This window comes from Paenirhizobium daejeonense, assembly GCF_014280875.1.
Classification (GTDB): domain Bacteria; phylum Pseudomonadota; class Alphaproteobacteria; order Rhizobiales; family Rhizobiaceae; genus Allorhizobium; species Allorhizobium daejeonense.
Genome location: NZ_JACLAL010000001.1, coordinates 464,631 through 487,749 on the forward strand (window position 1 = coordinate 464,631; position 23,119 = coordinate 487,749).

At 61.4% G+C, this 23,119-nt stretch carries 21 protein-coding genes and 1 pseudogene; 6 read left to right on the top strand and 16 right to left on the bottom strand.

Annotated elements, in window-relative coordinates; genetic code table 11:
- The first annotated feature begins 27 nt into the window (after window positions 1-27).
- Window positions 28-1,476 carry a methyl-accepting chemotaxis protein gene (locus H4I99_RS02240; RefSeq protein WP_163904202.1) on the top strand — a complete coding sequence of 483 codons (1,449 nt, stop codon included), beginning with the start codon at window positions 28-30 and terminating at the stop codon, window positions 1,474-1,476.
- Window positions 1,477-1,523: 47 nt separating this feature from the next.
- Here H4I99_RS02240 and H4I99_RS02245 read toward each other — a convergent pair whose 3' ends face one another.
- The 6 genes from H4I99_RS02245 to H4I99_RS02270 form a co-directional block, all read right to left on the bottom strand.
- Window positions 1,524-2,000: a MaoC family dehydratase gene (locus tag H4I99_RS02245; protein ID WP_186663190.1), complete on the bottom strand. Its 477-nt coding sequence runs from the start codon at window positions 1,998-2,000 to the stop codon at window positions 1,524-1,526.
- A 12-nt stretch (window positions 2,001-2,012) separates the two neighbouring features.
- Window positions 2,013-3,662 carry a long-chain-fatty-acid--CoA ligase gene (locus H4I99_RS02250; RefSeq protein ID WP_163904204.1) on the bottom strand — a complete coding sequence of 550 codons (1,650 nt, stop codon included), beginning with the start codon at window positions 3,660-3,662 and terminating at the stop codon, window positions 2,013-2,015.
- Window positions 3,663-3,793: 131 nt separating this feature from the next.
- A complete protein-coding gene (locus H4I99_RS02255; protein ID WP_163904206.1) occupies window positions 3,794-5,557 on the bottom strand; it encodes an acyl-CoA dehydrogenase C-terminal domain-containing protein in 1,764 nt (587 codons plus the stop codon).
- Window positions 5,558-5,581: 24 nt separating this feature from the next.
- A complete protein-coding gene (locus H4I99_RS02260) occupies window positions 5,582-7,879 on the bottom strand; it encodes a 3-hydroxyacyl-CoA dehydrogenase/enoyl-CoA hydratase family protein (RefSeq protein WP_163904208.1) in 2,298 nt (765 codons plus the stop codon).
- Window positions 7,880-7,881: 2 nt separating this feature from the next.
- The gene (locus tag H4I99_RS02265; protein WP_163904210.1) at window positions 7,882-9,003 is read right to left on the bottom strand and encodes a thiolase family protein; all 1,122 of its coding nucleotides are present in this window, start codon (window positions 9,001-9,003) and stop codon (window positions 7,882-7,884) included.
- A 92-nt stretch (window positions 9,004-9,095) separates the two neighbouring features.
- Complete coding sequence (locus tag H4I99_RS02270) at window positions 9,096-10,748, bottom strand: electron transfer flavoprotein-ubiquinone oxidoreductase (RefSeq protein ID WP_186663214.1); 1,653 nt, start codon at window positions 10,746-10,748, stop codon at window positions 9,096-9,098.
- A 277-nt stretch (window positions 10,749-11,025) separates the two neighbouring features.
- On the opposite strand from H4I99_RS02270, the gene H4I99_RS02275 reads away from it, so the two are divergent.
- Entirely contained in the window at window positions 11,026-11,658 is a 633-nt protein-coding gene (locus H4I99_RS02275) for a TetR/AcrR family transcriptional regulator (protein WP_244624845.1), read from the top strand.
- Between the two features lie 283 nt (window positions 11,659-11,941).
- Here the strand turns inward: H4I99_RS02275 and H4I99_RS02280 are convergent, their stop codons facing one another.
- From H4I99_RS02280 to H4I99_RS02300, 6 genes and pseudogenes are all read right to left on the bottom strand, one after another.
- Window positions 11,942-12,415, bottom strand: a complete 474-nt coding sequence (locus tag H4I99_RS02280) for a VOC family protein (RefSeq protein ID WP_163906175.1) — start codon at window positions 12,413-12,415, stop codon at window positions 11,942-11,944.
- 86 nt (window positions 12,416-12,501) lie between these two features.
- On the bottom strand, window positions 12,502-12,702 hold the full coding sequence (locus tag H4I99_RS02285; protein ID WP_163904214.1) for a hypothetical protein: 201 nt from the start codon (window positions 12,700-12,702) through the stop codon (window positions 12,502-12,504).
- A 90-nt stretch (window positions 12,703-12,792) separates the two neighbouring features.
- On the bottom strand, window positions 12,793-13,599 hold the full coding sequence (locus tag H4I99_RS02290) for a GNAT family N-acetyltransferase (RefSeq protein WP_163904216.1): 807 nt from the start codon (window positions 13,597-13,599) through the stop codon (window positions 12,793-12,795).
- 183 nt (window positions 13,600-13,782) lie between these two features.
- Window positions 13,783-14,175: a DUF1801 domain-containing protein gene (locus tag H4I99_RS24325; RefSeq protein WP_244624880.1), complete on the bottom strand. Its 393-nt coding sequence runs from the start codon at window positions 14,173-14,175 to the stop codon at window positions 13,783-13,785.
- A gap of 42 nt (window positions 14,176-14,217) precedes the next feature.
- Window positions 14,218-14,646 (bottom strand): annotated as a pseudogene (locus H4I99_RS24330) (DUF1801 domain-containing protein); the annotation flags it as partial.
- A 153-nt stretch (window positions 14,647-14,799) separates the two neighbouring features.
- Entirely contained in the window at window positions 14,800-16,056 is a 1,257-nt protein-coding gene (locus tag H4I99_RS02300; protein ID WP_163904219.1) for a pilus assembly protein TadG-related protein, read from the bottom strand.
- A gap of 215 nt (window positions 16,057-16,271) precedes the next feature.
- On the opposite strand from H4I99_RS02300, the gene H4I99_RS02305 reads away from it, so the two are divergent.
- Complete coding sequence (locus H4I99_RS02305; RefSeq protein ID WP_163904221.1) at window positions 16,272-16,625, top strand: DUF1491 family protein; 354 nt, start codon at window positions 16,272-16,274, stop codon at window positions 16,623-16,625.
- A gap of 24 nt (window positions 16,626-16,649) precedes the next feature.
- Here the strand turns inward: H4I99_RS02305 and H4I99_RS02310 are convergent, their stop codons facing one another.
- Window positions 16,650-17,777 (bottom strand): DUF2336 domain-containing protein, encoded by a 1,128-nt coding sequence (locus tag H4I99_RS02310; RefSeq protein WP_246225575.1) that lies wholly within the window; start codon window positions 17,775-17,777, stop codon window positions 16,650-16,652.
- Between the two features lie 316 nt (window positions 17,778-18,093).
- Between H4I99_RS02310 and H4I99_RS02315 the strand changes: the two genes are divergently transcribed.
- Window positions 18,094-18,285 (top strand): hypothetical protein, encoded by a 192-nt coding sequence (locus H4I99_RS02315; protein ID WP_163898888.1) that lies wholly within the window; start codon window positions 18,094-18,096, stop codon window positions 18,283-18,285.
- 85 nt (window positions 18,286-18,370) lie between these two features.
- On the opposite strand, the gene H4I99_RS02320 is transcribed toward H4I99_RS02315, so the two are convergent.
- Both H4I99_RS02320 and H4I99_RS02325 read right to left on the bottom strand, forming a co-directional pair.
- Window positions 18,371-18,919, bottom strand: a complete 549-nt coding sequence (locus tag H4I99_RS02320; protein ID WP_163904223.1) for a DUF1254 domain-containing protein — start codon at window positions 18,917-18,919, stop codon at window positions 18,371-18,373.
- Window positions 18,912-19,499 carry a DUF1214 domain-containing protein gene (locus H4I99_RS02325; protein ID WP_163904225.1) on the bottom strand — a complete coding sequence of 196 codons (588 nt, stop codon included), beginning with the start codon at window positions 19,497-19,499 and terminating at the stop codon, window positions 18,912-18,914. The genes H4I99_RS02320 and H4I99_RS02325 overlap by 8 nt, the downstream gene beginning before the upstream one ends.
- A gap of 225 nt (window positions 19,500-19,724) precedes the next feature.
- On the opposite strand from H4I99_RS02325, the gene H4I99_RS24405 reads away from it, so the two are divergent.
- On the top strand, window positions 19,725-19,958 hold the full coding sequence (locus H4I99_RS24405; RefSeq protein ID WP_244624846.1) for a hypothetical protein: 234 nt from the start codon (window positions 19,725-19,727) through the stop codon (window positions 19,956-19,958).
- A 546-nt stretch (window positions 19,959-20,504) separates the two neighbouring features.
- Entirely contained in the window at window positions 20,505-21,614 is a 1,110-nt protein-coding gene (locus tag H4I99_RS02335; protein WP_163904227.1) for a hypothetical protein, read from the top strand.
- A gap of 286 nt (window positions 21,615-21,900) precedes the next feature.
- On the opposite strand, the gene H4I99_RS02340 is transcribed toward H4I99_RS02335, so the two are convergent.
- Complete coding sequence (locus H4I99_RS02340; protein ID WP_163904229.1) at window positions 21,901-23,097, bottom strand: GGDEF domain-containing protein; 1,197 nt, start codon at window positions 23,095-23,097, stop codon at window positions 21,901-21,903.
- Window positions 23,098-23,119 lie beyond the last annotated feature (22 nt).

Consider the following 23,119-nt stretch of genomic DNA (forward strand, 5'->3'; position numbering starts at 1 on the left):
CTGCTTGCGGGTTGGAGGACTCGCCGCATGAACGTCGTGGAAAGATTGCTGCCGGAGGAGGAATACTCCCCGACCGGCTCCCCGCTTGTCGATGCCGAGACGCTGCGCGGCATTATCGGAAAACTGGCCCACGAGGCCTCGACGCTTGGCGTCGATCTGGTCGATATCGCCGGCGCTATTCAGGACGTCGCGACGATGTCGAAGCGCCATACCAGCACCTTCAACACGGTCACCGGCACGGCGCTAGCCATTGCCGAAACCAACAAGGATGTCGCCCGATCGCTGCGTTCGACAGATGAGACGGCGGCCGGTGCCCGCCAGATGCTTGGCGAGTCTGCGAGCCGCCTTGCCGGCGCCGTAGACAAGATCGACCGCATGGTTGCGGCGTCGGGGGAGATTTCCAGCGAAATCGGCGCCTTCGCCGTGTCGCTTTCCAATGTCGATAAGGTTGCCGAGGAAATCGGCTCGATTGCCCGCCAGACCAATCTTCTGGCGCTGAATGCGGCAATCGAAGCGGCCCGCGCCGGTGAGGCCGGCAAGGGGTTTGCCGTTGTCGCTGCCGAAATACGGGCGTTGTCGCTGCAGACCTCGCAGGCAACAGGCTCCATTCAGGCGATCCTCAACGAGATCCGCAACAAGATCACCAAGCTTTCCGAGGCGGGCAGGGGGGCCAGCGAAAGCGCGCTCGGCGTGCGCGATACTTCGCAAGCGATGAACCAGTCCTTCGGTGCGATGGAAGAGGTCATCACCCGCATTCTCGATGGGTCCTCTGTGATGGCGAAAACCACTGAGACGGTCGAGCGGCAATGTGCCGATTTCGTTCGCACGCTCGGCGGGATGGCGGCGGAGGTCCAGCATTCCGACGCGGCGCTGCAGAATGCCGCGGTTCGCGTCGAAAAGGTGGTCAATCTTTCCGAGACCCTGATCCAGCTCACCGCCAGTGCTGGCATAGAGACGGAAGACAGCCATTGGATCGATACGGCTTGCGAAGTAGCCGCGGCGATTTCCAGGGCCTTCCAGCAGGGCGTCGATAGCGGGCGCATCGGCATCGCCGCACTGTTCGACCAGAACTACCGGCCGATGGTTGGCACCGATCCGGTGCAGATGCTCGCCGCCTTCACGGATTTCACCGATCAGGTTCTGCCTCCGATCCTTGAGCCGGTGCTTACGCTCTCCGACCGCATCGGCTTCTGCGCAGCGGTGGACACCAATGGCTACCTGCCGACCCATAACCGGAAATTCTCTCAGCCGCAGCGCCCCGGCGATCCCGTGTGGAACACCGCCAACTGCCGCAACCGCCGTATCTTCAATGATCGCGTCGGCCTTGCCGCTGGCCGTTCGACGGCACCCTTCCTCGTGCAGACCTACCGCCGCGACATGGGCGGCGGCAATTTCGTGGTGATGAAGGACATCTCTGCCCCGATCACCGTCTCCGGCCGCCACTGGGGCGGTCTGAGGTTGGCGATCCGGGTCTAGCCGCGCTTTCGCGAGCCCCTTGAGCTGGAAAGGAGACGGCCGCTGCTTCAGGCCCCTGCCATCGCGGCCCCACGCCTCCACGAGACGATCTTCGGTGTGAACACCTGAACGATCTCGCCGTTCTGGTTGATCGTCTCGCTGCGGAAGGTGACGAGGCCGCGTTCTGGTTTCGAGCGCGACGGAGCGATGGTGACGATCTCGCTTTCCACATGGATTCGGTCGCCCGGCCATGTGGCGCGGGGCCAGGAGATTTCCCCGCCCGCGCCGATCAGCCCGCCGGCCAGCGGCAGGCTCTGCACCAACAGCCGCATGGTGGTCGCGGCCGTGTGCCAGCCGCTGGCCGCGAGCCTGCCGAACAGGCTGCCGCGCGCCAGTTCCTCGTCGAGATGGAAGAACTGCGGATCGTAGCGCCCGGCAAATTCCCGGATTTCGTCGACTTCCATCACATGGGAAGGGCTGGTGAAGCGCTGCCCGACGGTCAGGTCATCGAGATAGAGCTTCACCGCCTGTGCGTCTTCGGTCATGTCGCGTATCCCTCAACCGGCGAGCGTCGAGTCCGGCGAGCGCTTGGCGTACTCGTCGAGAACGATCTGGCGGATTGCGGTCTTCAGCAGCTTTCCGGTTGCGGTATGCGGCAGTTCCTCGACGATGATGACGTCGTCGGGAATGCTCCACTTGGAGATCTTGCCGGTATAGACATCGAGCATGTCGTGGCGGGTAAACGTCTGACCGGGCTTGACCACCACCACCAGAACGGGGCGCTCGCCCCAGCGGGCGTCGGGAGCGCCGACCACCGCCGCTTCCTTGATCGCGGGATGGGCTTGCGCGATGTTTTCCAGTTCGATCGAGCTGATCCATTCGCCGCCGGATTTCACTACGTCCTTGGTGCGGTCGACGATCTGCACGAATCCGTCCTCGTCCATGGTGACGACGTCACCCGTGTCGAACCAGCCTTCGACGGCATGCGCCGGGCTCTTCTCGGTGTTGTAGTAACCGGCCGCGACCCAGGGGCCGCGCACCATCATGGCGCCGAAGGCCTTGCCGTCACGGGCCACCGGCTTGCCGTCGCTGCCGTCGATGCGGAATTCCATGCCGAACAGCGGGCGGCCCTGCTTGCATTCGAGCATGAGTTTCTGTTCCGCCGAAAGAGCCTCGTGCTTCGGAAGAAGCGTCGCCGCAAGCCCGATCGGGCTGGTTTCCGTCATGCCCCAGGCATGGCGAACCGTTACGCCCATATTATGGAAGCGGCTGATCATGATCGGAGGCGTGGCCGAGCCGCCGATAGCGACCCGCTTCAGGCTTGTGAATTTCTGGCCATGGGCATCCATCCAGTCGAGCAGGCCGAGCCAGACCGTCGGCACGCCGGCGGTTACCGTCACGCCTTCGCTCTCGAACAGCGAATGCAGGCTGGCGCCGTCGAGGTTAGGGCCTGGCATGACGAGCTTTGCCCCGACCATCGGTGCCGCAAAGGGCAGGCCCCAGGCATTGACATGGAACATCGGTACGACTGGCACCACCGCGTCATTGGCTGAAAGGCTGAGCACGTCCATGAAGCTGATCGCCATGGCATGCAGCACGCTGGAGCGGTGGCTGTAGAGCACGCCCTTCGGGTCGCCCGTGGTGCCCGAGGTGTAGCACAGGCCGGAGGCGGTGTTTTCGTCGAACACCGGCCACTCGAATTCGTCGGATTCTCCTGCAATCAGCGTCTCGTAGCAGACGAGGTTGGGCAGCACGTCCGATTTCGGCATATGCGACTCGTCGGTCAGGATGACGACGGCCTTCAGCGGCGCCAGCCGGTCGGCCAGCGCTTCGAGGATCGGCAGGAAGGTGAGGTCGGAGAAGAGCACGCTGTCGCCAGCATGTTCGATGATGTAGCCGATCTGCTCGCGGAAGAGGCGCGGGTTGATCGTGTGGCACACGAAGCCTGAGCCTGATACGCCGTAGTAAAGCTCCATGTGGCGGTAGCCGTTCCAGGCGAGCGTGCCCACCCGGTCGCCATGCTCGAGGCCGAGCTTTTTGAGGGCGTTGGCGAGCTTCCGGCTGCGCTTCGCAAGATCGCCATAGGTGTAGCGGTGGATGGGGCCCTCGACGGTTTTCGACACGACTTCCGTGCCGCCGTGATAGGTCTCTGCGTGACGCAGGATCGATGACACGAGCAGCGGTGCATTCATCATCATGCCAAGCATGGTCTTCTCCTCCCGGGACAGAGTAATTCCAGCAAAAGCGTGAAGCGGTTTTGCGTTAGGAATTACATGAAAACAAAGAGATGGAGCATTTCCGGCGACTCCGTTCTCGCCGGAAATGCTCTGGACTTCAATCAGAACAGGTCGGCGTCGAGCGCCATGATATCGGCAGCGCCGGCGCGGATGGCCGCGTCGAGGCTGATGGTCTGCGGCAGCAGGCGTGCCGCAAAGAAGCGGGCAAGCGCAAGCTTGCGCTGCTTCAGCGGCGTTGTTGCATCGGCCGAGGCTTTTTCGGCCATGCGCACCCAGAGCCAGCCGAAGCTTACCAGCGCGAAGAAGCGCAGGTAGTCGGTGGCGCTCGCTCCAGCCTCAACCGGATCAGTACCCTTGGCCAGCAAGTCTTCCGTCAGTTTTTCGAGCCGGGAAAGGGCCTCGATAACGGCGGCCTTCACCGTCTCCAGTTCGGCCGAACCCTTCGTGCTCGAAAGGTCACCACGTACCAGCGCGAAGAAACCGCGCGCCACCGCGCCGTTTTCCATCGGCAGCTTACGGCCGACCAGGTCCATGGCCTGAACGCCGTTGGTGCCCTCGTAGATCTGGGCGATGCGGGCATCGCGCACATACTGTTCCATGCCCCATTCGCGGATATAGCCGTGGCCGCCGAACACCTGCTGCGACTGGACGGCGATCTCGAAGCCGAAATCAGTGAAGGCGGCCTTCACCACCGGCGTCAGCAGCGCGACGAGACCGTCGGCCTTGCGGCGGGCTTCCGCATCCGGGTGGCGGGCGGCGATATCCATCTGCAGAGCGGTCCAGATGGCCAGCGCGCGGCCGGCCTCGGTCAGCGAACGGCCGGTCAAGAGCATCTTGCGCACGTCGGCATGCTCGATGATCGGCACGGGTCCACGCGCGCCGTCGGCGGAGCGGCCCTGCAGGCGTTCGCGGGCGTAGGCGACGGCCTTCTGGTTGGCGGCCTCGCCGATGCCGAGCCCCTGAATGCCGACGAACAGGCGTTCCGCGTTCATCATCGTGAACATGGCGTTGAGGCCGCGGCCGGGCTCTCCGACCAGCCAGCCGATGGCGCCGTCATAGTTCATCACGCAGGTCGGCTGGGCGTGGATGCCCATCTTGTGCTCCAGCGAACCGACCGACATGCGGTTGCGCTCACCGAGCGAACCGTCTTCGTTGACGAGGAACTTGGGCGATAGGAACAGGCTGATACCCTTCACGCCCTTCGGCGCGTCGGGCAGGCGGGCCAGCACCAGATGCACGATATTGCCACCGAAATCCTGGTCGCCGGAGGAGATGAAGATCTTGGTGCCCTTGATGGCGTAGGAACCATCACCCACCGGCTCGGCGCGGGTGGTCAGCAGGCCGAGATCGGTGCCGGCGGAGGATTCGGTGAGCGCCATCGCGCCCGTCCATTCGCCGGAGATCATCTTCGGCAGATATTTTTGCTTCAGCTCGTCGTTCGCATGGTGGGCGATTGCTTCGACCGCGCCGCGCGTCAGCCCCGGAAACAGGCCGAAGGAGAGGTTGGCGGAAGACAGCATCTCGTCCAGCAGGATCTGCAGCACACGCGGCAGGCCCTGTCCGCCAAATTCCGGATCGCCCGACAGCCCGCCCCAGCCGGCCTCGACGAACGCCTTGTAAGCGTCGGCGACGCCCTTCGGCGTCGTCACCAGTCCGTTTTCCAGCTTGCAGCCTTCCTCGTCGCCGGGGCGGTTGAGCGGTTCGAGGATCTCGGCGCAGAACTTGCCGCCTTCCTCCATGACGCTTGCTGCGAGTTCGGTATTGACCTCTTCAAAGCCGGGAAGGGCGGCCATCTGCGCGTCGAAGTCGAAGACCTCGCCGAGCAGGAAGGAGATGTCGTCGACGGGAGGGATATAGCCAGCCATGGGAGTTTCCTTGCCTCTTCTTGTTCAGTTGCGCAGCGGCTTGCCGGTCGCCAGCATGTGCTTGACGCGGTCCACGGTTGCGGGTGTTGCGAGCAGGTCGACGAAGGCCTCGCGCTCCAGCGCGAGCACATCGTCTTCGGTGAGCGGTTTCAGCGGATCGGCGGACGGACCGCCGGTCAGAACGTTGGCGAGCGCACGCCCGACCACTCCGTCATGCGCGGTGGCGCGCCCAGCGAGCGCTTCGCCTTCGATGATGTTGTGGATCGCGGAAGCCCCTGATGGCCCGGCCATGGCGATGACAGGCGGTTCCGGCGCGACATAGCCTTCGGCGAGCGAAAGCGCCTTTGCCTTGGCGTCGGCGATCAGCCGGCTGCGGTTCATGGTGATGCCGTCGGTAGCCTTCAGGAAGCCGAGGTTGCGGGCATCGAAGGCGCTGGCCGAAACCCTGGCAGGCGCGATCAGGTTGAAGGCGGCAATCGCAGGCGCGACCGGCCCGCGCAGCGCGGCGGTCGATGCCGAGAAGCGCAGCATCATTTCCTTGCAGCCGCCCCAGCCCGGTACGACGCCGATGCGGGTTTCGACGAGGCCGATGGAAAGCTCCGCATGGGCCTGGATCGCGTCGCAATGCAGAAGGATCTCGCAGCCACCGCCGAGCGCCAGCCCGGCTGCCGCACCAACCACCGGGAAGGGGGCATATTTCACCGCCTTGAAGGTGCGGTGGCCATGGTCGATGAAGGCGCCCAACGCCTCGCGGCCGCCCTTTTCCACCGTGTCGAGGAAGACGCGCAGGTCGGCGCCCGCGCTGAACACGGCGGCATCGCTGCCGATCACCAGTGCCTTGAAATCCTTCGCCGTGCGTTCGACAGCCTTGTTGATGGCGTCGAGCAAAGCCGGATTGTAGGTGTTCATCTTGGTGCGGAATTCGAGGCAGGCGACGCCGTCGCCAAGATCCCAGAGGCTTGCCGCGCCCCAGTCCTCGACCGGCTTGCCGGCGAGCTTGAGGTCGGAAATGAGCAGCACACCGTCACCCTTGACGACGGGCTCGACCGTGCCGTCTGGCAGGAGGTTGGCGCGCTTGCCGTTCACGACCGAATAGAAGCCGCCCTTTTCGGCAGCAAGCGAGAGGTAGGTGGGGACAGTAACGCCGCGCGCTTCGAGCCGCGCCTTCAGCCAGCCGGCGCCGAGCCGGTCGATCAGCTCGAACGGACCCTGCTTCCAGCCGTAGCCGGTGCGCATGGCCTCATCCACGGCATCCGGCGTGTCGGCGATGTCCGGCACCAGCGACGCGGCATAGGCGAGCGACTTTTCCATGACGATCGCGGCATAGCGGCCGCCGAGGCCGGCATGCTCCATCAGCGCGCGCGGATCGCCGCCCGAGGCATCGAGGCTTTCGGAGGACACCGCCTTCTGCGGCCGGTAGTCGCCGGTTTTCAGATCGGTTACGTCGCGCGACTTGCGGTCGGGCGAAAGGCGCACGAAGCCTGCGCCGCTTTTGCGGCCGAGACGGTTTTCCGCGATCATGCGGGCGATCAGCGCCGGTTCGGCGTCGTAATCCTTCACCGCATCGCCTTCCGGCGTCGCGTTCTGCAGGCTGCGCAGGATGGTCGGCATCAGGTCGATGCCGACGAGATCCAGCAGGCCGAAGATGCCGGTGGAGGGAATACCGAAGGGCTTGCCGATGATGGCGTCGGCCTCCTCGACATCGAGGCCGAGTTCGATGGCCTCGTTCTGCGCCACGACCATCCAGTAATTGCCGATGCGGTTGCCGATGAAGCCGGGTGTGTCCTTGCAGACGACCACGCTCTTGCCGAGGCCGTGATCCGCGAAATCACGGATGGTCGCGGTCACTTCCGGCTTGGTTGCCTTGCCGGAAACGAGTTCCAGGAGCCGCATGATGCGCGGCGGATTGAAGAAATGCGTGATGAGGAAGTCGGAGGCGAAACCTTCCGGCAGTCCTTCGACCAGCGAATGCAGCGGAATGGTCGAAGTGTTGGAAGATACGATCGAACCCTTCTTCCTGATGCCGTCGATGGCGCGGTAGAGCGTCTGCTTGATTTCCAGCTTTTCCGCGACAGCCTCGACGATCCAGTCAGCATCGGCGATCAGCGCCAGGTCGTCCTTCGTCGAGCCGGTGGCGATGCGCGTTGCGAATGCCGGGTCCATGAAGCCGTTGGCCTTGAGCTGGCGGGCGACGCCGCCGTCGGCGAACTTCTTCTCCATGTCGAGCAGCACCACGTCGAGCCCTGCATTGGCGAGATGGGCGGCGATGCCCGAACCCATGACGCCCGCGCCGATGACGGCGGCTTTTTTGATCGTAGCCATGATCAAGCGGCCTCCAGAACCATGGCGATGCCCTGACCGCCGCCGATGCACTGGGTGGCGAGCGCATGGCGTCCGCCGTCGCGCTTCAGGAGCAGCGACGCCTTGCCGACGAGGCGGGCGCCGGTCGCACCCAGCGGATGGCCGAGCGCGATTGCGCCGCAGTCGCGATTGAGGCGGATGGGATCGATGTCGAGGTCGCGGCAGCAGGAAAGAACCTGCACGGCGAAGGCCTCGTTCATTTCGATCACGTCGAGATCGCCTGCTGAAATACCGGCGCGCTTCAGAGCCTTGCGGCTGGCTTCCACCGGGCCGATGCCCATGATTTCAGGCGCGCAGCCGGAAATGGCATATCCCGAGATGCGGGCGAGGGGCTTGAGGTTATGGCGCTTCACGAAGTCTTCCGAGCAGACCAGCGTTGCGGAAGCTCCGTCGGTGAGCGGCGACGAGTTGCCGGCCGTGACTGACCCGCCGGCCTTGAAGGCGGTCTTGAGGCCCGCGAGTTTTTCGGCGTCCGTCTCGCGCGGGCAGCCGTCCTGGGTGACATCGCCGATCGGCGCGATCTCGGCGGCCAGCCGGCCATCGGCGCGGGCGGCGAGCGCCTTCTTCTGGCTCTCCAGTGAATAGGCGTCCTGTTCCTCGCGCGAGATGCCGTAGCGGTCGGCGAGGTTTTCGGCGGTCAGTCCCATGTTGAGGAAGGCGATGCGCTGGGCGTCGCTCCATGCCGGGTTCGGCATGGGATTGAAGCCCATCATCGGCACCCGGCTCATGCTTTCCACGCCGCCTGCGACGAAGGCGTCGCCCGCGCCCATGGCGATGGCGCCAGCGGCCATCTGGATCGCCTGCATGGAGGAGCCGCACCAGCGGTTGACCGTGGAGCCGCCGACAGATTGAGGAAGTCCGGCGATCAGCGCCGCGCAGCGGGCGATGTTGAGGCCCTGTTCTCCCTCCGCGAAGGCGCAGCCGAGGTTCACGTCCTCGATTTCGGCCGGGTCGATGCCCGAGCGGCCGACCAGCGCCTTGATGACGCCGGCTACGAGATCATCGGGACGGACGCCGGCGAGCGCGCCGCGATAGGCGGGCGTAAACGGGCTGCGCAGAGTGTCGACGATATAGATTGCGGTCATGGTCTTCTTCTTCCTGTCTGGAGGCATTTCCGGCAAAACAGCTGAGCGGTTCGCGTCGGATAATGCTTGAGAACAAATCGGTGGAACGGACTTCACATGTTGGGATAGTTCGGGCCGCCGCCGCCTTCGGGCGGCACCCAGGTAATGTTCTGCGAGGGATCCTTGATGTCGCAGGTCTTGCAGTGCACGCAGTTCTGCGCGTTGATTACGAAACGGGGGCCGGTCTTCGCCTGCTCGTCGTCATAGACCACCTCGTAGACCCCGGCGGGACAGTAGAGCCGCGCCGGCTCGCCATAGAGCGGCAGGTTGCGCTCGACCGGGATGGAGGGATCGGCAAGCCTCAGATGAATCGGCTGGTCCTCGATATGGTTGGTGTTCGACAGGAAGACCGAGGACGGCTTGTCGAAGGTAAGTTTCCCGTCCGGCTTCGGGTACTGGATCGGCGTGACCTCCGAGAGCGGCTTCAGGCTCTGGAAATCGGCCTTCTGATGCTTCAGCGTGCCGAAGGGCGAAACGCCGAAAAGCGTCTGCAACCACATGTCGATGCCGCCGAGGCTGACGCCGATCACGGTGCCGAACCGCGACCATAGCGGCTTGACATTGCGGACCGGCTTCAGGTCCCGCCCGATGGCCGAACCGCGCCAGCCGGCCTCATAGGCTTCGAGCGTATCGTTGGCGCGGCCGCTCGCAAGCCCGTCGAACACGGCATCCGCCGCCTGCATGCCGGAATGGATGGCGTTGTGCGAACCCTTGATGCGCGGCACGTTCATGAAGCCAGCTGCGCAGCCGGCGAGCAGCCCGCCCGGGAAGGCAAGCTGCGGCACCGACTGGTAACCGCCTTCTGTCAGCGCGCGAGCGCCATAGGCGATGCGCTTGCCCCCCTCGAAGGTGTCGCGGATCAGGGGATGCGTCTTGAAACGCTGGAATTCGTCGAAGGGCGAGAGCGTCGGGTTCTTGTAATCGAGATGCAGCACGAAGCCGACGGTCACCAGATGATCGTCGAAATGATAGAGGAACGAGCCGCCGCCGGTGTTCATGTCGAGCGGCCAGCCGAACGAATGCTGCACCAGCCCTTCCCGGAACTTCTCCGGCTTCACCTGCCAGAGTTCCTTGATGCCGATGCCGAATTTCTGGATGGAGCGGCCCTCGGTCAGGTTGAAGCGGGCAAGGAGCTGCTTGCTCAGACTGCCGCGCGCACCTTCGGAAAACACGGTGTATTTCGCCCGAAGCTCCATGCCGGGGGTGAAATCGTCCTTCGGTTTTCCGTCGCGGCCAATCCCCATGTCGCCGGTGGCGATGCCGGCGACCGCGCCGTTGTCGTCATAGAGAACCTCGGTCGCCGCAAAGCCCGGATAGATCTCGACGCCGAGCGCTTCGGCCTGTGCCCCGAGATAGCGGGCAACATTGCCGAGCGAGCCGATGAAGTTGCCGTGATTGTTCATCAGCGGCGGCATCAGCGCATTGGGAAGCCGCAGCGAACGGGTGGAGGTCAGCACATGGAAGCGGTCGTCGGTGACTTCGGTGGTGAGCGGCCGGTCGGGATCTTCCCGCCAGTCGGGCAGCAGCGCATCGAGGCCGGAAGGATCGATCACCGCACCCGACAGAATATGCGCGCCGACTTCCGAACCCTTTTCCACGACGACAACGGAGATTTCCGCGCCGGTCTCCGCCGCGCGCTGCTTCAGGCGGATCGCCGCCGCAAGACCTGCCGGTCCAGCGCCCACGATTACCACATCGAAGTCCATGGCCTCCCTGACTGTCTCGCTCAACCTTTCCTCCTTCAGCTGACTGTGCTATATGTACCAAACGATTGTTACAGTTCGCAAGTGCAAAATTTTTATAACGTCTGTGAAGCCTGTGGAGAGCGGAAGGTGAGGGGATTTGGGAAAACGTACGCCCGGCAGGCCAAAGGGGGGACCCAGGCCCACAGTTCTGTCGTGTGCCGTGGATTCCGTTGTCGCCGGAAATGCTCTATGAGCGTTGGAAAGATTGCAGAGAGATGACAAAACGCCGGGAGAGGCAATGACGGTAGGGGACAGCCGTGAAATGACGAGTGCTGCAAAAAGCACGCTTGCAGGCGCATTGCAGGACAGCGGGCTGAGCGATCGCCACCGCGATATTCTCGATGCCGCCGCCGCCCTCTTTGCCGAGCGCGGCTATGCTGCGACCTCGGTGCGCGATATCGGCGAGCGGGTGGGGCTGCTCGGCGGCTCGCTCTATCACTACATCAAGTCGAAGGAAGCGCTGTTCGTCCGCATCCACGACATCGCCCTGCAGGTGGCGGAGGACCGCATCCGCGCGGCCATCGCGCCGCTGTCCGATCCGTGGGCGCGGCTGGAGGCGGCCTGCGTCACCATGATGGAAATTCAGCTCGATCCCAATTCACTGACCATGCCGCTGATGAACGATTTCGCCTCGGCCCCGGCGGAAATCCGCGAACGGCTGGTCGAAAAACGCGATGCCTTCGAACAGGTATTCCGCGACCTGATCGCCGCTTTGCCGCTCGATCCGGCGCTCGATCGTGGCGTCTATCGCCTGCTGCTGCTGACCCTGCTCAACAACGTCTCCGGCTGGTATCGCCCCGGCCGCATGACCCCCGACGAACTCGGCCGCCAGATCCTCCGCATCTTCCGGCACGAGGCGGATAGGGGATAGGGGCGGGGAAGCGACCGTGCTTGTTGACGGTTGTCTTGTCGAAGATTGTCGCGTCCTTCTCCGTCATGCCGGACTTGATCCGGCATCCAGCAGCGCGATGTCTATCGCGCATAAGACTTTTCTTGCGATCAAGGACTTGCTCGCGCTGGATCCCGGCTCAAGGCCGGGATGACGACAGAGGGTGTGGCATCTCGCGGTCGCAAGATACAACTGGCTTCGCGACGTTCCTGAGCGGGCTGGTCAGCCTTTCCGCCGCATCCCTCAACACGCCCGACCACAACCGTCAGCCGCGCCGCACGGCCTCGATGGCGGCGACGTCGATCTTCTTCATCGTCATCATGGCCGCGAAGGCCCGCTTCGCCTCTTCGCCGCCGGCGGCCATCGCCTCCAGCAATGTGCGCGGGGTGATCTGCCATGAGATGCCCCATTTGTCCTTGCACCAGCCGCATTCGCTTTCCTGCCCGCCATTGCCGACGATGGCGTTCCAGTAGCGGTCGGTTTCCGCCTGATCTTCCGTAGCGATCTGGAAGGAAAAGGCTTCGTTGTGCTTGAACACGGGCCCGCCGTTGAGGCCGACGCAGGGAATGCCCGCAACGGTGAATTCCACCAGCAGCACGTCACCTTCCTTGCCCGAGGGATAGTCGCCCGGCGCGCGATAGATCCTGCCGACGACGCTGTTCGGAAAAGTCATCGCGTAAAAGCGGGCTGCGGCTTCTGCCTCCTTGTCGTACCAGACACAGATCGTGTTCTTGGCAATCGTCATGGCTTGTCCTCCCTGTTTTCTCTTCTGCAAAGCCCCTGCCGACCGAGGTGTGCGTTGAAGCGGAGCGATCCCGAGCGGGATCAGCGTTCGTGACGCGTCGTCGGCGTCGGCCTGAGGTGATGGGTCGGTTCCTTCATGTCATGGCGCTTGGCACCGCCGGTGACCCTGGACGCTTCACGTCGCTGGTCCGCTCGCCGGATTGCCCGGATGCTGGTCGCCTCGTCGATGAGATCGGTCAGTTCCTGCTCTGAAAGACCCGAAAGCTCAAAGGTTCTGCCCATGATGCACTCCGTCTGCTGTTTCGATGTCAGGGGGTAACGCCGCAACCGCAAAAACGTGCCGTGAAAATATCATTTCAGGCGAACCGCGCTCTAGCGCGTGAAGTGGGCGCCGCCGCTCGGCGTTGCGATTCCGCAGACGAGGCCCGATTCGATGTTGAGCCCGCAGGCTTCCACCATGCGCCGCGATGTGGTGTTGGTTGCGGAAACGAGTTCATAAACATGGGTGGCGCCGAGATCGCGAAACACGCCTCTCACCATGCGGGCATTGACATGCTTGCCGAGACCCTTGCCCCGTTCGCTCTCCGCCACGGCGACGAGACCACCCCAGGCATAGCGATGAAATGGGCTATGGGCATTGTGCGGCAGATAGCCATGGGCGGTGGCCACGATATCGCCGTCCCCTTTGTCCCCTCTTTTGCCAATCACGACGGTCAGCGCCGGGCCTGCGGCGCCAGTCAGAAGGGACCCGGAAAAGGGAACGACGCCGGCACCCGCCATCAACGACTGGATACGCACGGTATCGGCACCTTCCGGATCGTCTGGTCCTGCAAGGTCGTCCAGGCCCTCCGGCAGCCCTCGGGCAAGGATCGCCTCTGAGGCGGCAAGCGCGGCTTCGCGCGTTCCGAGAAAGACATCCCAGGTGTCGAGGCGGTAGTCTCTCTCGGCGAGCCGGGCTTTGAGATCATCCACCGTTTCGGCGGGAATGAGACGGAAGCCGCAGACGCCGTCACGGGCAAGGAAAGCATCGATCTGCGGCCATCCGAGAAGATCGGGATCGTCGCAGCTCATCATTCGTCCCGCCTGGCACGCGCCGGGCGTGGCACTGATGAAGGCAGCATTTTCCTCCGCTCTTGCCTGCAGGCGCTGTTGTGTCTCGGTGCCGAAATAACCCGCCAAGAAAGCCTCCCCTTGAAAGACGTGCAATGTATCAGGGAAACGCCGAACGCCGGCTCCGCCGGCGGGTAAAAACTAGCACGAGCGGCAAGGGTGAACCATCGCCCGGAGGTATTAGCCAAGGGGCTTATGCGGGCGGTGTGTTCCCATCTGCCCGAACGCTTCAGGCTCGATGCCGGCGAAGCGTTACGGAACCCAACCGGGCAACGCTGCCGCCTGCCTGATCCAGTCCGAAAGCTGCGTCTCGTCGATTGCCTCGTGTTCATGGATATGGACGTAGCGGGCGTCCTCGTCCTTCGAGGCAACAGGCGGAACCGGCTGGAGGGCCGAACCCCGGAAGAATGTCACCTTGATGTAGCGTGTGAAGCAGTGGAAGCTGAGAAACCAGCCTTGCCCCTCCACGCCATAGAACGGCGAATTCCATTTCACTGCCTTGCGCACCTCGGGCACGGTCTGGACGATGAGCGCGTCGAGTTTTCGTCCGGCCTCGCTCTTCCAACCGGGCATCGCCGCGATGTAAGCCTGAACAGTTATATCGCCGTCGCCCTTGGCAATCTGGGGATTGCCGCCGGAGAGCAGGACAGGTGCCGAAGCTTTGTCGCCTTTCGGCTGGGTCGCATTGGTTTTTGCTGTCCGTTTTCCGGCGGGTTTCGAGATGTTTAGCGCAACGGCTGCGCGGATGAGTGCCTTCAGCGCTTCCCCGTCGACGGTCTCGCCTTCATGAATGTCGATGGCGCGGCGGGTATTGCCCTCAAGGCTCGAATTGAACAGGCGCGCCGGGTCTTCCAGCGAAGCGCCCTTGGCGAAGGTGAGCTTCACAATGCTCTTGTAGGTCTCGCCCGTGCAGATGATCCCGCCATGGGACCACACGGGAATGCCGCGCCATTTCCATTCCTCGACGACCTCCGGATCGGCCTGCCGGACCAGCGCCCTGACATGCGCGAGCGTTTCTCCCCGCCAGTCGCCGAGTTCGGCGATCCGGCCATCGATCAGCCGGGAAGGCGAGTTGCCTTCCGTTGTTTCATCAGGGCTTTTCCTCTTTTCCTGCATGGCCGCGCGCCTCCATCGCCACATTCTCCCGGCGCGATCATAGCGCAGTCGCTCGCTCCGCGCGCGTCGATCATGCCGGGCAAACGCAAACACCGGCCGTGGTTTCCCGCGAGCCGGTGTCAGGTTCAGCCGTGATCGGATGTGTCTTGCGTCTCAGTTGACGAGGCGCACCGCAGTGGAGGCGCCGCTGGTCGGACCTTTGCCGTCGTAAGGCTCGATCTTCCAGTTCGCGGTGTTCATGATGATCGTGTTGACCACCAGCGAGATCTTGTTGGTCTGGTTGGTGGTCGAGTTGTAGGTCACGTCGCGGTTCGGCAGGTGGATGATGCCGGTCAGGGTTTCGCCCTTCGAACCGTTGAAGATGTACTGCTGCTTGTTGGCATTGTTGGAGGCATCCGAGGTTTTCTCGAACATCAGGATGCCGGCATAGGTGCCGCTGGTGGGAGCCGACGCGGTAAACGTCAGGCCGCCGTTTGCGCGGATCTCGCTGTTGACGTCCGGGAAGTAGAAGGTCACACCTTCGGCCTTCACGGTTGCGCCGGAGTTGATGATCATCCGGCCCTTGATGATGTGCAGGCCCGGCTTGAAAGTGATGGTCGGGCTGCCGTTGAAGGTCGTCGCGCAGTGGACGCCCGGATTGAGCGAGATCGTCTGGCCGTCCATCGTGCCCTGGGTGGTGCAGGTGGAGGAAACCGTCGGCTCCGGCAGCTTGCCCGCATAGGGATCATCGGCGGCGTTGCAGCCGACCTTGAGGTTGGTCAGCGTTCCGCCGTTCTTGATGTAGTTCGTACCCTTCACGCAGAATTGCGCGGTGTCGATGGTCGAACCGCTGTTCATGATGAAGGCCGGCGACGACGTCGAATGGACGTTCACCTTGCAGGCCTCGGACTTCACATTGGCACCGGAGTTGATCAACACCGCCTGGCTGGTGTTGCCGAGCGCATAGATGCAGCCGTCGCCGGTGCCGGAACCTTCCGAGGCGATGGCAGTCGAGGTGATGGTGATCGGCAGCGAACTGATGCCGATGATGCCGAGGAATGAGGTCTTTACCGGCACCTTGTAGGTGCCCGAAAGGCTGCCATCGGAATTGCTGGCAAGTGTCAATGAGCGCTGGGAAATCGCGTCTTCGTCGATTTGGCCCTCGCTGTCGAGATTGCTCATGAAGGAGGATGCGAGCGCCATGCGCTTCTCCTCTCCTTTTTCCTGCACCGCTGCCAGCACTGCGCCGTCCAGCTTGCCTTGCAGGCGTGTCTTTTCGGCCATGGCGGCCGCGACGTCGACGGCGCCGCCCGCAGCCACCAGAATGACGGGTGCAAGCAAAGCCGTGATCATGCCGAAGTTGCCCAGCCGGTCTTGACACAGATTTTCGAGATGACGGGCGGCAACAACTGCCGTTTTCCTGTTGAACATCGTTTGGCTCGCAAGTTTAGCTACTGAAACGCGATGGGTGATAACGGCGAGCCTTGAAGTTCCGCTGAAGGCAATTGCTAAAATCCTATCTTTTCTCTCGATTGCCGATGTCATCTGAGTTAGTGCAGGTTTTGCCGTATCATGCGTCATGTTTGCCGCGCGTCGCAGACGCCGCTCGCGCATTCGCCAGACACCGATTTCCGGGACTTTCCGTCATGCGCCTTCGCTCCGATATCTTCGTTTCAGCACTACTGCGCCGCGTTTTTTCCGCCGGGGGTTTCGCCGCCGTGGTCTCTAAAGGCGTGGAGGAGGCAGGCGCCATCTTTGTCCGTCAACGCTTCCGTGACGGGCTGGAAACGCTTTACGGGCCTGCCCCGCAGGCGCTCGTCTCGCAGGAGGATCGCGACAGCCGCCTTTTCGAGATCAGGCTGGAAAAGGCGGCGCCCGACGCAGTCGACGAGATGCTGGCGCGCGAGTGCCGCTGGGATCCGGATTGCTGGGTGGTGGAACTGGAAACCGACGAGATCGGCGATCTCCTGCCGATGGCGGATGCCGGCGGAACGGCCTGAGGGGCCGGCTTCCCGAACTTCGCTTTAACGCTGGCGCGCCTTCAGCACCTGCCGGCTGTGTTCGTCGATGGTCTTGAGGATCGACGAGACGGGCTTGATCGCCTGAGGCTGTGCAGATGTTGCACCGTTCTTGCCCTCGTCGCGCGGATGGCCCGGATGGAAAGTGTAGCTGTCGGCTCGGCGCCATGTATCGACCCGCTCCTCGCATTCGATCGGATCGAGGCTTTCGATCAGCCGAACGGCCCGCGACAGGCCACCCTCATCGCGGGCGAGATGCGGATAGAGGCTCTTCAGCACGAAGGCGATCTCGTCCTGCGCCATGGCGACGCCGACAAGCGTGGTCGCAAGCTGGCGGCCGGAAATGTCGAGCAGGATACGCTCGGCCAGCCAGTGGCTGGATGACAGGGTATCGGCAAGCGTCGAGGCAAAAAGGCTCGCCTCGCGATTGCGGGCAAAGCGCACCAGAAGCGCCTCCTGCAGGGAAGTAACGGTTCTCAGGCCCAGGCGGTCGGCAGGCGGCCGGTTCACATGGGCGGCGAGCCGTTTGATCTCCCCTCGCAGCTTTTCCTCACGTTCCATCCGGGAAGCTTCGTCCGGGGAAACGGTCTCTGTCATCGGCTCGGCCGGGAGTTTCGCGGCGGCGGCCTCCTTCATATCTGCGGGCTTTTCGAAAGGCGCCGGCGCCATGGCGCGCGCTGCCATGGCAGGCCGCTCCACAGGCATCCGGCCCTTCGGCGTGTCGAGATGGCGCATCCCGACCAGCGCGTCGATTACCGTTGGCGAGAGCGCTTCCCGCTTGACGATGGCGCGGGCATGTGCCGCCCCTTGCGTGCGGGCGACCATGATCAGGATATCGTCGGAAAGGCAGGGCGAAGACGCCAGAAACGGTGCGGCGATGCCTATCGGCTGGGAGGCGATGAAGAGTGCTACCGCCGTCGGAACCGTGGGACATTGGGAAAGGGCGGCGACTGCCTGCCGTTTCGCTTCCTCGCTGGACGCATGGAAAAGCGGGGTGAACAGTTCTGCAAACTGCCTGAGCTCGGACTTGGTAGGGAAGGCGATCTCCTCGAAACTGGTGACGGTGGCCATCAGCACTACGTCCTTCTTCCTTACGCCCACCGGATTTTCCAGCTCACGAAAACGACTGCTCACGACACGACCCAATCTAACGCAATACCCGTGTTTCAGATTAGAACGAATTTGTTAGCAAGCTGTTAACTAAGGTGTGGCCAAATCAGGGCATGCAGGTGCATATGTATGATTCGTGTATCTCTAATTTAGTGCAGTTGACGTGCCCCTCGCGGTGGGCAGCTTCCACCTCCGTCGGGCCGTGCTGAGAAAGGCACGATTGGCTCCGGCCCATGGGCCGCATGGCGTTGCCGTCGCCGGAGATGTGCTGGCCCTTCAGGACAAGGGCAGGGTGAGATCGCACTCCTCATCCGTCTCGATCTGGAAAACGGAGACGAGAATGGCGGAAATTATCAGGATCAAGGACCGGTTGTCTTTGTCGGACAGGCGCGTGCGGCGGGATGGAATGGCGGCCGAAGTGCTGTTGTTCACCGGTATCAGATACGAACGTTACGAACAGCCAAGGAAGAAGGGCAAGAGCCTTCCGGCCTTGCCCCGCCCTGCGGACGGCGGCATGGACCAGAGGCCCTGAGGCCTGTTGCCTCAACGTTCAGGATGGTATTCGGCGCGAACCCGCCGAAACCGGAACGGTTTCTTGCGGCCCGGAAAACCCGGTTTTAAAGTCCTTCGACCGGCGCGCAGACGGCGTCTTCCAGGAAGGATGCGGCCTGTTCCTCAAGGCTTGATTGCGGAGCCATGGCTCTGAGCACCGCATAGCCGGTATTGCTCTTCGCCTCGACGATGATCGATTCCGTCAGCGCCGCGACCGGCGTCTTGCGGATGCGCGCCATCTGCACCGGGTTGGCCACGAGAACATCAAGGTTGCCGGAAACCGAGGTGCGGTCGTTCATGCTGAAGATTTCGTTGGAATTGGCGTCATAGAGCGCCAGCGACCAGAAGGCCGGCCCGCGCGGCGCCAGCAGCCGGAGCGGCCGCCGCTCCACATCGAAGTGACAGACGGCCACCTTGAGATAGGGATCGCCATTGGCAAGGCCCGCCGTATCCGGCTTGTCGGCCAGCGCATAGAAACGGTTCGAATTGCCCTCCGCCTTCACCCGTGTATAGGCGTCGCGGCCGGTATAATGCGGCAGCGAGAGAATGATGATGATGTGCAGAACCACGGCACCCACGAGGCCGGTTGCAACGGCATAGAGAAGCTTATTCATTGCCGCACCCGATCGTCTCGACCCTGGGCATTTCAAGCCCGATCAGCCCCGAACTGCCGGCAGCCGGCGTGTCGAGCAGCGTCAGCACCAGCGAGAAACGCCCGGCATCGGGCAGAGCCAACCAGTTGCCCGGCTGCGCCGTCGGCGATATCGCGATCTCGAAGCTGCCGTCCGGTTTGCGCAGGATGCTCTGCGAATTGTGCGAGCCCGGAAGCTCGGCGCGGGTTACCAGCGGACGTCCGGCGGCATCAGCCGCATAAAGCGTCCAGAAACGGGCAACCGGCGTGCGCCCGACGATCCTGTAGCTGCAGGTGCCGATGAGCTGGTGGCCGTTCTCGTCATGGGAGGCTGTAAACGTCAGGCCTTCCGCCGTGCCATAGAGCAGCCGCCCGGCCTTCGCCCTGTGGGATTTCGCGTAAGGGTCGGCGGCATCCGTCTGCGCCTGCGGGAAAGCGCTCCACACACCAAGCCGGATCGCGCCGAACCCGACGGAAGCATTGAGCACCGAAAGCGCCGACAGGATGCCGCCGCCGAAGGCGATGACGAGCGTAACGGCGATGAGCAGTGGAACACGGAACACGGCTGGCTCTGGACCCTCTTGAGATGCAACGCGGCCCGCCCCGCGCCGGTTTCAGCGGTATCACTGATTCTGGGGAAGGGGAAGGCGAGGGGATGGTGACGGAACTCACCGATTCATGCGTTATCCAAGCTTAGAATGTCCGCTTGCGACTTCGTCGCTAGTACTCCATTCTGAATAGCAACTAATATAACCTTCTCCTATGGTTGCTTGAAAATGGAGGCAGTCATGAAGCGATTGTTGGGAATGTCGGCAGCACTTTGTCTTTTTGCCAACGTCGTTTCGGCGGCCGATACAATTTTGTGGAAAGAGGTTGGCGGATGGGGAGTGTACATGGACCCATCCCTAGGTAATGGCTGCTTCGTATTGAACGTTTATGAAGACGGTACACTTCTGCGGCTCGGCTTCAATTTTACGGTGAAGCCAACGACCATTTATCTTGCGCTTGGTAATGACAAATGAAAGTCGCTGGAGGTTGGTAAGGATTATCCTATCCAGATTCAGTTTGATCGCAGCCCTGCCTGGGATGCAACCGCTAGCGCTATTGAGATGAACCAATCGAAATTTCTTGTCGTGTCTACAACCGACCCGAATTTTGCATCGGAATTCGCTAGCAAGCTGAGCATGCGTTCGACCTTTTCCGGTCGAGAAATAGCGCATCTGCGCTTGAATGGGTCGGCGAAAGCCATTTCTGAAATGCTGAACTGTCAACAAGCGGTCAATTCGACCAAAAAATCTGATCCCTTTGAGGCAGATCCCGGTGTGAAGAGTTCGAGTGATCCATTCGAACTTTAGGTAAAAAACCTAATTTTCTTGATGGCCTGAGAAACTTTGAGCTACGGTGTCTTCCGTTAATGGTCACCAAGTTGGACAAGTTTCTATTGTAGAGAATCAAAACGCCAAAAATTGATCCGCTTGTGTCTCCATGAAATTGTAGAAAGGCCTTTTGAGAATCGAACAAAAGATATATAAATAATCTAGATATAAATGTATTGTGATGGATTGGCAATGGAGTACAAAAATAAAAAAAGCGTTTTTGACTATCTGCAATCGATAGATAAGAAATTGGAGCTCATTGTAAAATTCATTGGGTATTTTAGTATATTTATTATAACGCCATCATTTTTCTTGTTTGCTAAGTTTGGATTGGATATAAAGGAATATTTTTATGGTCGCGAATTGAGCGAGGGTCAAAAAGAAGTAGTCGCTTTAATAAAAAGCAGGGGGTATGAGGCTAACGAGGAAGGCGCTTTGTTGGCCTTAAGGGAGAATTCTCCTTTGTTTGTTGATTACATACGTGCTGAAATTCTGCCGGAATCAGCGCTAGTTACTGCAGAACTTCTTGAGGTGTGGGCGTCCGGACACCAACTCAATGGTGATTCGGAGGTATTTAAGGGGTGGTTGCGTAAGGATCCTGCTGTTTTGAAGGATCTTCGTCCTGCGCTTGATGACGCTAATCAGTTCATCAATCGTATCTCGGTGGATGCGGTGTTCGGCAATGTTTCAGAAGTGTGTGTCGCGCTAGGAAAGAATGTCGATGAGGGCGCTTTCGGCTATGCGATCGGGCAAACTGCCGATTGTCAGTTGTCCTTTGTTGAGGGCACGATTGGCGTATATCTGTCAAATCTAATAAAAAATACAAGATACTGGAATGAGCTCGTTGGGATTGCTCAGCCTCCGGATGTTCCGACGGAGAATGTCGTCAAGATTGCCACGCTCGCCGACCTTGACGACAAGGCGAGTGAGAGGCAGTTGACGCCGATTACTCCCGATCTATTTGACGATGTGTACGATGGACGCATGTATCGCTTTAAGGTCGACGCTAGAGAATATGGAACGTTGGCTCAAATTGAATATGAAAATGCCTATCGGCTTGCTGTTGTCAATCAAGACGTCAAGCTTAAGAAGAAAGAGGTCTTTAAAATAAGGCTATTTAGGAATTTTTCCGATGAATGGTATTATAAGTATTGCCTCCAAGGAGATACGTGTATGATTGATTTTAACGGTATTTTCTTCGATAATAAAGTTTTCCTTACTAAGGTGAATGGAGTTGACGCTGGAGATGAAGAACTTTGGGCTTATGTAGAAAACGGCGATGATTGGAGTGATAGCAAATAATGGAAAGAAGTTATTGTATTGTATGATGATGTTTTTGTAAATGAAATGATATTAAGATTGAGTTGCGTTTATTATTTGAGATGTATTTTCAGGCGGCGAGGTGGATAGGATGCTGTGCTAGGGCCTGAGGTGATTTGGTGTTAATCTTCCTCGTTGTCGAAATGAGATAAGGCGCAAGCAGAGTTTTGCTCATGCAAGTGTGCCACAAGAAGCGTCTCCGATGACGGCCCCTCAGAGTTTTCCGCGATCCCTGTAACCTTCGCGAACAACCTCAACGGCATCCCCCTCAAGCCGCGTCGATCCGCTCGCCCTCGGCCGGCGGGCCGAAGCGCCAGGCGTTGCGGCCGTTGTCCTTGACGGCGTAGAGGCCGCGGTCGGCGGCGTCGAGGGTTTCGGAGAAGCGCGCTTCGTCGGCGATCGAGCCGTAGCCGATGCCGATGCTGATGGTGACGTGGCGGTTGCGGTCGCCGGTGTGGGCGTGTTCGATGCCAAGCGAGCGCACGGCGCGGCGCATGCGCTCGGCGAACATGCCGGCGCGGGCGGGGTCGGAAAGCGGCATCAGCGCCAGGAATTCCTCGCCGCCATGGCGTGACAGGTGGATCGAATCCGGCAGTTCCCGGCGCATGCACTCGGCAACGGCCCGAAGGCAGGCGTCACCGGCGTTGTGGCCGTAATTGTCGTTGAAGGCCTTGAAGTTGTCGATGTCGATCAGGAGCAGCGCCGAATGGGCGAGATCGTCGGTCCTGTACCAGCGGCGCAGCCGCGCCAGTTCGGCCTCGGCCCCGCGCCGGTTGGGAAGGGCGGTCAGGGGATCGGTTGCCGACAGACGTTCCAGCTCGCCGTTCTGGCGGGAAAGCTCGCGCTTCAGCGCCTCGTTCTCATGCGCCTGAAGGAACGCGATCTGCCGCTCCGCCTCCAGTTGATGGCTGGAGATCAGCGTCAGCGCCACCGTCGGTATGTAGAGGGCGAGATGATAGAGGAGGTAATCGAGCGTGACGCCCTCGAGGAACCAGATGAAGCCGTAGTTGATGAGAAAGCAGCAGAGCGTCGCATAAAGCGTGATTGTCAACGGTGCGCGGACCGCGATGGTGACGACCATCTGGAACACCGCCGCAGCATAATAGTAATGCAACGCCGACGGACTTTCGCTCGATACCAGCACAATGCACCAGACGATGTTTCCGGCGATGACGGCGGCAAGCGTCGCCGCCTCCTTGTATGCGATCGGCCGGCGGCCGCTCTGATAATGGCTGAGAGCCAGCGCCAGCGGCAGGATCACGCCGAAACGCAGGCCGAGGGACAGCCAGACGATGTCGCCGAGCAGCAACACGTCGATGGCCGCATATAACAGGTAAAACAGTGTGACGGTGAAGGTGGTCTGGTTGAGTGACTGGCTGCGCACATCCGTGCGGTCGCGTTCGTAAGCCAACCTCTGTTCGGTCGTCAGACGAGGGCGCGGGTCCAGGCCAAGCCAGTTGTCCATCGAGTTTCACCGAAAGTGCGAA